The 9109-nt window shown below is 33.4% G+C and carries 11 protein-coding genes and 1 pseudogene; 7 read left to right on the forward strand and 5 right to left on the reverse strand.

Annotated features, from left to right (window positions below; genetic code table 11):
• The first annotated feature begins 137 nt into the window (after positions 1-137).
• The 4 genes from Q0F04_RS10670 (at position 138) to Q0F04_RS10685 (ending at position 3336) form a co-directional block, all read left to right on the forward strand.
• Positions 138-806, forward strand: a complete 669-nt coding sequence (locus tag Q0F04_RS10670) for a group II intron maturase-specific domain-containing protein (protein WP_295753146.1) — start codon at positions 138-140, stop codon at positions 804-806.
• 187 nt (positions 807-993) lie between these two features.
• Positions 994-1995 carry an NTP transferase domain-containing protein gene (locus Q0F04_RS10675; protein WP_295753149.1) on the forward strand — a complete coding sequence of 334 codons (1002 nt, stop codon included), beginning with the start codon at positions 994-996 and terminating at the stop codon, positions 1993-1995.
• A 29-nt stretch (positions 1996-2024) separates the two neighbouring features.
• Positions 2025-2981 carry a ribose-phosphate pyrophosphokinase gene (locus tag Q0F04_RS10680; protein WP_117571428.1) on the forward strand — a complete coding sequence of 319 codons (957 nt, stop codon included), beginning with the start codon at positions 2025-2027 and terminating at the stop codon, positions 2979-2981.
• A complete protein-coding gene (locus Q0F04_RS10685) occupies positions 2974-3336 on the forward strand; it encodes a Spx/MgsR family RNA polymerase-binding regulatory protein (RefSeq protein WP_295753152.1) in 363 nt (120 codons plus the stop codon). Before Q0F04_RS10680 ends, Q0F04_RS10685 begins: the two co-directional genes overlap by 8 nt.
• A gap of 25 nt (positions 3337-3361) precedes the next feature.
• Here Q0F04_RS10685 and Q0F04_RS10690 read toward each other — a convergent pair whose 3' ends face one another.
• The gene (locus Q0F04_RS10690) at positions 3362-4111 is read right to left on the reverse strand and encodes a TatD family hydrolase (protein ID WP_295753155.1); all 750 of its coding nucleotides are present in this window, start codon (positions 4109-4111) and stop codon (positions 3362-3364) included.
• A gap of 52 nt (positions 4112-4163) precedes the next feature.
• Here Q0F04_RS10690 and Q0F04_RS10695 point away from each other — a divergent pair, with 52 nt between their 5' ends.
• The 3 genes from Q0F04_RS10695 to Q0F04_RS10705 all read left to right on the forward strand — a co-directional run bounded on the left by Q0F04_RS10695 (position 4164) and on the right by Q0F04_RS10705 (position 5689).
• Positions 4164-4601, forward strand: a complete 438-nt coding sequence (locus Q0F04_RS10695; RefSeq protein WP_295753157.1) for a DUF3284 domain-containing protein — start codon at positions 4164-4166, stop codon at positions 4599-4601.
• Positions 4602-4712: 111 nt separating this feature from the next.
• Positions 4713-4886, forward strand: coding sequence for a hypothetical protein (locus tag Q0F04_RS10700; RefSeq protein WP_154556314.1), 174 nt, complete (start codon positions 4713-4715; stop codon positions 4884-4886).
• 146 nt (positions 4887-5032) lie between these two features.
• Positions 5033-5689, forward strand: a complete 657-nt coding sequence (locus Q0F04_RS10705; protein ID WP_295753159.1) for a Crp/Fnr family transcriptional regulator — start codon at positions 5033-5035, stop codon at positions 5687-5689.
• Between the two features lie 19 nt (positions 5690-5708).
• On the opposite strand, the gene Q0F04_RS10710 is transcribed toward Q0F04_RS10705, so the two are convergent.
• From Q0F04_RS10710 to Q0F04_RS10725, 4 genes and pseudogenes are all read right to left on the reverse strand, one after another.
• Complete coding sequence (locus tag Q0F04_RS10710) at positions 5709-7046, reverse strand: MATE family efflux transporter (RefSeq protein ID WP_295753161.1); 1338 nt, start codon at positions 7044-7046, stop codon at positions 5709-5711.
• Positions 7043-8377 (reverse strand): MATE family efflux transporter, encoded by a 1335-nt coding sequence (locus tag Q0F04_RS10715; protein ID WP_295753163.1) that lies wholly within the window; start codon positions 8375-8377, stop codon positions 7043-7045. The genes Q0F04_RS10710 and Q0F04_RS10715 overlap by 4 nt, the downstream gene beginning before the upstream one ends.
• 238 nt (positions 8378-8615) lie before the next feature.
• Positions 8616-8810, reverse strand: coding sequence for a hypothetical protein (locus Q0F04_RS10720; RefSeq protein WP_295753166.1), 195 nt, complete (start codon positions 8808-8810; stop codon positions 8616-8618).
• 58 nt (positions 8811-8868) lie between these two features.
• A pseudogene (locus Q0F04_RS10725) lies at positions 8869-9109 on the reverse strand (hypothetical protein); the annotation flags it as partial.

Genomic DNA, 9109 nt, shown 5'->3' on the forward strand with positions numbered 1-9109 from the left:
TATTTAAGCGAAAGCCTCGATATTTTCTGTATTTGAGAGAAAGTTTCGGCATAGTTTCAACTTCGGTATAGTCGGCACTATGCCGATTTCGGAATAGTGCCGACGACTCAATAGTCATGTGCCAAACAAGGGAAGATTTGGAAAAAGCCAAAGTCATAGTACATGAAACATTACAACGTCTAGGCCTTGAATTGGCAGAAGATAAAAGTGATGATATTGATTTTCACGAGAAAGACTTTGATTTCCTAAGTTTTACGTTCAATCATTTAAAAATGTCTAAAAATAGACGTGTCTATTACACGTTTGGACCATCAATTAAATCGATAAAGAAGTTTAAAAGTGATGTTAAGTCTATCACAAAGAAAAGATACACATATTCCTTTGAAAAGTGGACAGAGCTTTTAAACCCTGTGTTAAGGGGTAAGTTTAATTATTTTCTTATTCCTTTTCAAGTCGAGCAAGAAATTAAGCTTCTGTTACAAGAACGCGGACGAATAATGCATGGTATACCTGCACTTAAAGCTGGCGTATTAGATGGTTATGTAAGACAAAGACTTCGTGTTAATTTTTCATGCCGAGGAAAGCAACATGGTGGCCAAGTGCAAGGCAAACTTTTAACTGTCAAGTATGATAACAAATTCTTCATAAGATGTATGGGTCTAGTTACAGGTGAATTCATGCAGGCTCAACTGGCTTTTCCTGGAATTAGCTTAGATGATTTTACTCTGATGTTAGACTCTAATAAAAGAAAAAGAACCTCTAATCAGAAAACAAAAAGGTTCTTTCAATATGCATACGCCAAATAAGTTGAATCACAACATTTAAGTCTTTTCTAAAATTTAACTCACATTGGTAAGCCGTATGCCTTAGTAGGGCACGTACGGTTTGACAAGGGGCGGTAGAATTAAAATTCTGTCGCCTACTTTTTCTATATGTGACCTTTTAATGTCTTTGGATTTTTGTTAGAATAGATACGGAAAGTCAGGTGAAAATATGCGTAATGCGATTGTTCTGGCGGCAGGAAAAGGAACTCGAATGAAATCAGATCGTAGCAAACTAATGCATACGATTATTGATCGTTCAATGTTGGCTTATATCATTGATGCTTTAAAAGCTGTATCTGTAGAAAGAATTGTAGTGATTGTTGGATATCAAGCTGAAAGTATCAAGGAAGCTTTTCCGGATGTTGAATTTGCTTTGCAGCAACCACAATTGGGGACAGGTCATGCGGTTATGCAAGCTACACAATTAAAGGATGAAGATGGGGATACATTGATTATCAATGGGGATGGACCTTGTATTCAGCCTGAGACATTGGAAAAACTATTCCAAACCAATCAAGATGCATCATTAACTTTATTAACTTCTGTATTGGATGATGGAGCTCATTATGGTCGTATTGTTCGTGATGAAAATAGTCATGTTCAAGCGATTGTAGAGGCAAAAGATTGTACAGAAGAACAAAAACAAATTTGTGAAATCAATGCGGGTATGTATTGTTTCAAAAATAGAGATTTATTTGATAATCTTGATAAATTAACAACAAACAATGCTCAACACGAGTATTACTTAACAGACTTGGTTAAGATTTTAGCTAATCAAGGAAAGGTTGTTAAGGGATTGGTAGTTGAAGACCGTGATGAAGTTATGGGAATCAATGATTGTGTAGAATTACATAAAGCGTATGAATGGATGCGCAATCGAATCAACAATAACTGGATGAAAGAAGGGGTACAGATTGTAGACCCTATGCGAACAGTTATTGGAAAAGATGTAGCGATTGGACATGATGTAATTATTCATCCAAATGTTGAAATTCTTGGTAACACAGAAATTGGTGATTTCGTTGAGATTTTGCCAGGGTCTTATTTGAATAATTCAAAAATTGAAGCTCGTGCTATTGTAGATTCAAGTAAAGTCGTCAATTCTTGCATAGAAGAAGGTTCTGTTGTAGGACCTATGTCTTATGTAAGCAATAATAAAACCATAAAATAAACCTGATAGGGTATGAGAAAGGATAAATCATGAAAAACACTGTTGTATTTGCTTTATCATCTAGCGTTGGTTTAGCAGAAGATATTTGTAAAGAATTAGGATTGGAATTAGGTAAATGTGAAGTTAAACATTTTGCGGATGGAGAAATCTTAGTAGAACTTGGAGAATCTGTTCGTGGAAAACACGTATATTTTGTACAAAGTACAAATAAACCTGTAAACTCAAATTTAATGGAAATTTTAATTGGTATTGATGCATGTAAACGTGCAAGTGCTGCAAGCATCACTGCTATCATTCCATATTTTGGATATGCACGTCAGGATCGTAAAGCGAAACCTCGTCAGCCAATTACTTCTAAATTAGTTGCTAGTTTATTAGAAAGAGCTGGAGCTGATCGTGTAGTTACAGTTGACTTACACGCTACTCAGATTCAAGGATTCTTTGATATTCCAGCAGACGATATTACTGCGAATGGATTGATTGCTGATTACTTCAAACACCAAGAAGGATTAGGTGAAATCGTAGTTGTATCTCCTGATCACGGTGGAGCTGTACGTGCTCGTAACTTAGCAAATGCATTAGGTGCACCTATCGCAATCATCGACAAACGTCGTCCTAAACCAAACGTAGCAGAAGCTATGAACTTAATTGGTGATGTTGATGGTAAAACTGCAATCATCATCGATGACATGGTAGATACAGCTGGTACATTAACTGCTGGTATCAAAATGTTGAAAGACAAGGGTGCTAAAGCTGTTTATGCATCATGTTCACATGGTATCCTTTCAGGACCTGCTATCGATCGTTTAAAAGCTGCTGAATTAGCTGGATTCGTTTGTACAAATACAATTGATCAAACAGAAAATCAAAAAGTTTATCCTGAAATGACTGTTCTTTCAATGGCACCATTGTTAGCTGGATTAATTCATGCAGTTGAAGAAAATTCTTCATTATCAGAAGTATTAGCACACGCATTTGATGACTAATATGGAAACATTGTTTATTGGTTATCCACCTTGTTCAACTTGTAAAAAAGCATATAAAGCTTTGCAAGAGTTGGGTATTGAAGCTACATATCGAAATATTAAAGAAGAAAATCCAACAAAAGAAGAAATTCAAAGTTGGATCCATCGTGGTGTGGAATTAAAGAAATTGTTCAATACAAGTGGTATGTTGTATCGTGAATTAAATGTAAAAGAAAAACGCGAAACATATACAGAAGGACAATTGATTGAATTACTTGCTTCAAATGGTATGTTAGTAAAAAGACCGATTGTAATTCAAGGGGATACTATTATCATAGGAAACAAAGTTTCAGAATACGAAAACTTACAAAAATAGACCTGTCAAAACGACAGGTCTTTCTTTACTTAAAAATGGAATTAAAGTTTTCTTCAATTTGTTTACATGTACTTGCTTCATCCAGTTGTTTGATTTCACAAATCTTCTTTGCGACATATTCCACATACATAGGTTCATTTTCTTTTCCACGATAAGGAACAGGTGTTAAATAAGGAGAATCTGTTTCTGTGATGATTCGATCAATAGGACATGCTTCAATACATTCAGGGGCTTGTCTAGCATTTTTGAATGTGATAGGTCCTGCAAATGAAATCATAGAATTCATTTTTAAACATTCCATCATAGTTTCTTTACTTCCGCTAAAACAATGGAAAATAATTTTTGTCTTTGCGTATTGTTTTAAAATATCCATGCAGTCTTTTGTGGATTCACGCATATGAATAGAAATGGGAAGATTATGTTCATTCGCAATTTGAATTTGTTTGATGAACAATTCTTTTTGTAGATCATTAAAACTTGTATCCCAATAATAATCCAAACCAATTTCTCCTAGACAATCTAAATAAGGTGTTTGATCAATAAGATATTGAATTTCCTTATCTGAAACTTCTTTGGCATCACTTGGAAACCATCCAAAGGCAATTTTGAAGAATGGATACTTTTCCTTTATTCTTTTTGCTCGTTCTAACTCTTCAGGACTTGTGCACATGATCATGCAGGATGTAATATTTTTAACTTTAATATTTTCAATAATTTCATCAATACGACTATATAAACGATCACAAGTGATGTGACAATGACTATCTGTATACATAAATAACCTTCTTTCTTAAAATAGTATATAATTGTGTTTAAAGAGGTGCAATATGAAAGTTAGTGTGGAATTAAATGTAAGTGATAAAGAGTTCTATGATTTGATGATGAAATCTTTAAAAGAAGAAATTAGAAATGTATCAAAGAAAAATTTAGAATTAAAAGAAGGCTTAAAATATAAAAAGAAATCAGCTCAAAGAAAAGGAATTGGTTCAGAGATTACTGTGCATATCAAAAGGTTGATTCCGAATACATTGTATGAAGCAACGTTTGTCACGGCAATCGATCATACAACTATTTCTTATAAGATTGAATCTTTAAGTGAATCAAAAATTAGAGTGACTTATGAAGAAATATATGAAAATGTTTCTTCAAAAGAAGTTCCTGCTTGGAGACAAAAAATGGCCGAGAAGCAGTCAGTCAAAAAATCAAAGAAAATGTTTAAAGAGGTTGAAAAATTCATTTTAAATGAAAGAAATAAAAAGGACTGATTATTCCAAAATAGAGACCAAGTTTTCCATCTTGGTTTCTTTTTTTGTTTATATGCGTTATAAAATCTGTATAGAAAAGCTTTAACCCAACAAACGAAGGAGGAATTGGATATGAAGAAGTTAGGTTATTTAGCGGGGGCATCATTGTTATTTGTTCCAATGCCTCTATATGCAGCAGGAATTGGTTCTAGTAACCAAGTATTTACTCACACTGGATGGTTCTCAGTTATTTGTATGGCAACAATCGGTGTTGGAGTTGCGATTTGTTCAAAACATCAGAAATAATAATGAAAAAAGGTTCAACAGTAAATAGAATTTGGGCTGTGGACCTTTTTTATTTATAATTTCACAATCATTGATAATAACATATGTTACCTACAATTTTTGTGGAGTATGTTATACTGAGTTAACTGAAAGAGAAAGGGTAACTTATGGGCAGCAATTATTTGGTGAAGTTTCTTGAAGAAAAAGAAGTGCCTACAATCACAAAAAAAAGACACACATATTTAACGTATTACGGTTTAGAACAACAAGATACGTACGTGTTAAAAGAAGGTATTGTTAAGACTAGTATAATTTTGCGTGATGGAAGAGAATTTAATATTTCTTATATTAAAGGACCTGATATTATTTCATTATTAAAAGATGAAGTAAGTCAATATACATCAGCTCCATTTAACGTTCGTATTGAGAGTGAAACGGCTACTTTTTATCGTATTCCAAGAGTGTTATTCTGGGATTTTGTAAATCAAGATCCAGAGTTAAAAGAGTATGTGAATTCATATTATCGTACTAAATTAACGGAAGCTATTTTTAGACAACAACTAATGACTATGAATGGTAAGAACGGAGCAGTATGTTCTTTTATCTATCAATTGATTCCTTTATTTGGAAGAAAAGTAAAGAAGGGTATTTTAATTGATTTCCAAGTGACAAATGATGATATTGCAGGATTCTGCGGAATTTCTACTAGGAATAGTGTAAATCGTATTTTAAGAGGGTTACGTGAACAAAATGTAATCTCGATGGTATATCAGAAAATTTTGATTTTAGATGTAGATTATTTAAAACAATTTGTACAAGCATAATACAAAACAAAGCGCAGAGTTAATTCTGCGCTTTAAATGGTTTTATGATTTTTTGATATGAATAGATTAATTGGCTTGCCATTAAACACCAGATAATGGGTTCGCAAAAGCATACACCTAAATATTTAAATGTAGGAACTAAAAATAATGTAAAGACAATTTTACCAATGAGTTCAATAATACTAGAAAATAAAGGTGTGATTTTATATCCAAAGCCTTGAATCGCATTTCTTAAATTCAATAGTACACTTAATATTATGAAAAATGGAATATTGATTTTTAGATACATAGCTCCATTTTGTAGTACGGCAGGCGTATTGGATCCAGATAGAAGGTGGACTAGATTTTCGGCTGTCAAATAGATAAGGATACTTAAAAAGATTGGGTATATAATACCGCAGATATTTGAAAGGCGAACACCTTTTATAATTCGCTCATAATTTTGAGCTCCCTTGTTTTGAGAGACAAAGGTTGCCATAGAAGCGGCAAGAGTAGAAAGTGGAAGACAAAATAAAGACATTAACTTTCGTGCGGCCGTATGGGCTGTGATAATTAGGGTTCCTAGACTGTTGATTCCGGATTGAAGAATAATGGTTCCAATGGAAACGATAGAGAACATAAATCCCATCGAAAAGCCTTGACCTAACAAATCATTAACCATATAGGATTCGATATGAAAGTGTTCTTTTTTGGGAATCAATATTTTAGCACTTTTCCAAATTAAAAAGAAACATATAATAGTTGAAATGGCTTGGGCAATAACAGTAGCTACAGCTGCGCCAAATACGCCCATATCAAGTATTGTGATACATACAATATCAAGTGCAATATTTATAATGGATGAGCAGAAAAGCACAATCAATGGTCTTAGACTATCGCCAATAGCTCGTAACATACCGGCGCCTAAATTGTAAAACATGGTGATGATCAAAAAGGCAGATATACAGCGAATGTAGTTTAATGAATCATAATAAATACTTTTGGGTGTCTTTAGAATTGTTAGTAAATATGGCATCGAAACATAGGAAACAAGTGTGATCACAATGGCTATGATCAATCCTAAAATTAGAGATGCTGCAATACTTTTTTTTAATTCATTTTCATTTTTAGAACCATAATATTTTGCTGTAACAATACTAAATCCTGTGCCGCATCCATTTGAAAATTGAACAATCAATTCAAAGATAGCAGCGGTAGCCCCCATTGCGGCTAATGCGTTGTCACCTAAGAAATGACCGACTAATAATGTGTCAATTGTATTGTAGAGTTGTTGAAATAGATTCGAAAAGAAAAGTGGAATCACAAAGAAAAGCAATCCTTTTGCGATGCTTCCTTGTGTTAGTGAATGATTTTTCATTTTGTGAGCCTCCTTTTTGAATATAATATGAACCAGATTACTAAAACAGTTCCTTTAATAATGCTTGAAATTGAAATGGCCCACCATACTCCATTTACACCTAAATAATTAGATAACAAAATGGCCATAGGAATTCTCGCAGATGTAAAGACAATCGAAACGATACTAGGTGGTAAAGTTTTACCAAGTCCATTAAAAGCACCTTGTGTAGCAATTTCTATGCACATGAATAATTGAGAATAGCCAAGTATAATTAGATAGTCAATTCCATAAGGAAGGATGTTTGTTTCATGGATAAAACATGAAAATATAGGGCCAGGAAGGAAAATTAAAATAGCCGTTGTCAATAATCCCCACAATCCAACCACGAACATGCCAGTTTTATAACCTTGTTTTACACGATTATAATTTTTTGCACCATAATTTTGCGAAGTGAACGCATTGATAGATGCACTGAATCCATCGGCTGCCATCCATGAAATAGATTCGATTTGAGAGCCTACTTTTTGTACGGCAACACTGATAGCTCCAAAACTTGAGATTAAGCGAGCAATGTACATAGAAATACATGTAAACAACATACTTTGTACAGAGGATGGAAATCCTATTTTTAATATTTTAGAAATATGATTCAATTCTGGTTTTGACAAGATATGGATATCTCTAAATAGATCAAGATTTCTTGCATCATATAAAAAGACCAAAGTGACAATGATTTGAGCAAGAATTGTAGCTAGAGCAGCACCAATGACTCTAAGATCAAAGACAAAGATGAGGACAGGGTCTAAAATTAAATTTAATACTAGACCTGTAGTCGTGGCTATAAATGTGCTCTTAGAATGGCCTGCAGCCGTAAGAATTCCAGTAAAAATTTGATTCACAAAGGAGAATACAATAAAGCCACATGTAATCCATAAATAATTCTGAGCATCTTGAATAATAATAGGATCTGATAAATTAAATAATTGAATTAAATTCTTTTGAAAAACAATAATAATGACTCCATATATTAACGCAAAAAATATAGAGCTTTGAAATGCGGATTCAATATAATTTTTTGTTTCCGCTTTATTATTGGCTCCAAGACTTTGACCCACTAAAGCTTGTGATCCAATCTTAGGCATATTCACAAGGCCATTTGCCAAATACATGAAATTTCCGGACACACCGATACTGGCAACTGCGCCAGAACCTAAAAAACCAATCCACAACATATCAACTAGGTTATAGGCCATCTGAATAAAATATGTTGCCATGATTGGGATTGCTAATAAACTTAATGATTTAAATATAGGACCATGCAGTAGGTCAACACTCTGATTTTTTTTCATACAGTGAACATTTTAGCAAGTTTTTAAGAATTTTTAAACAAAAGATGGATGTGAAAATCACATCCATCCTATTAAATACTATTCTTTAGTTCTCTTAATGCATCTAAATCTAATCCAACAACCTCAGAGATCTCTTCAAGTGTCTGATTATTCTTTACAAGCATTTTAATCGCTATTTTGATTTGTGTGTTTTTAACACCACACTTAAAACTTTGTAAAGAATGGATGTGACTTTATATCAAGCTTTCATCAATAGCTTTTTGATTGATTCTTCGCTTACTGAGAAAATCGATGCGATTGTTTTAATACTGAAACCTTTATCTAGCATAGTTTGATATACTTCAAATCGGTTTAGTTCAATCCCTTGTTCGATACCCATCTGGATTCCTTTGTTTGTGGATTCTTCAAACATTTCATCTAATGCTCTGCACACTTTTACATCTCCCTTCTCGTTTTGTAAAGAATGGGTGCTACATGTGCACCCATCCAAATTAAGCTTTCATCAATAGCTTTTTGATTGATTCTTCGCTTACTGAGAAAATCGATGCGATAGCTTTAACACTAAATCCTTTTTCTAGCATAGTTTGATATACAAACAATTCTTTTAGTGCAATACCTTGTTCAATGCCTTGTTCGATACCCATCTGGATTCCTCTGTTTGTGGATTCTTCAAACATTTCATCTAATGCTCTACACACTTTTACATCTCCCTTCTCGCTTTTGTTGTAGATA

It is taken from the genome of uncultured Holdemanella sp., assembly GCF_934772795.1.
GTDB lineage: Bacteria > Bacillota_I > Bacilli_A > Erysipelotrichales > Erysipelotrichaceae > Holdemanella.

Excerpts from the sequence above, each read along its gene's own strand:
- Q0F04_RS10675 (WP_295753149.1), top strand. The coding sequence starts at position 994 with ATGCGTAATGCGATTGTTCTGGCGGCAGGAAAAGGAACTCGAATGAAA.
- Q0F04_RS10680 (WP_117571428.1), top strand. The coding sequence starts at position 2,025 with ATGAAAAACACTGTTGTATTTGCTTTATCATCTAGCGTTGGTTTAGCA.
- Q0F04_RS10715 (WP_295753163.1), bottom strand. The coding sequence starts at position 8,377 with ATGAAAAAAAATCAGAGTGTTGACCTACTGCATGGTCCTATATTTAAA.
- Q0F04_RS10690 (WP_295753155.1), bottom strand. The coding sequence starts at position 4,111 with ATGTATACAGATAGTCATTGTCACATCACTTGTGATCGTTTATATAGT.
- Q0F04_RS10705 (WP_295753159.1), top strand. The coding sequence starts at position 5,033 with ATGGGCAGCAATTATTTGGTGAAGTTTCTTGAAGAAAAAGAAGTGCCT.
- Q0F04_RS10710 (WP_295753161.1), bottom strand. The coding sequence starts at position 7,046 with ATGAAAAATCATTCACTAACACAAGGAAGCATCGCAAAAGGATTGCTT.
- Q0F04_RS10685 (WP_295753152.1), top strand. The coding sequence starts at position 2,974 with ATGACTAATATGGAAACATTGTTTATTGGTTATCCACCTTGTTCAACT.
- Q0F04_RS10700 (WP_154556314.1), top strand. The coding sequence starts at position 4,713 with ATGAAGAAGTTAGGTTATTTAGCGGGGGCATCATTGTTATTTGTTCCA.
- Q0F04_RS10695 (WP_295753157.1), top strand. The coding sequence starts at position 4,164 with ATGAAAGTTAGTGTGGAATTAAATGTAAGTGATAAAGAGTTCTATGAT.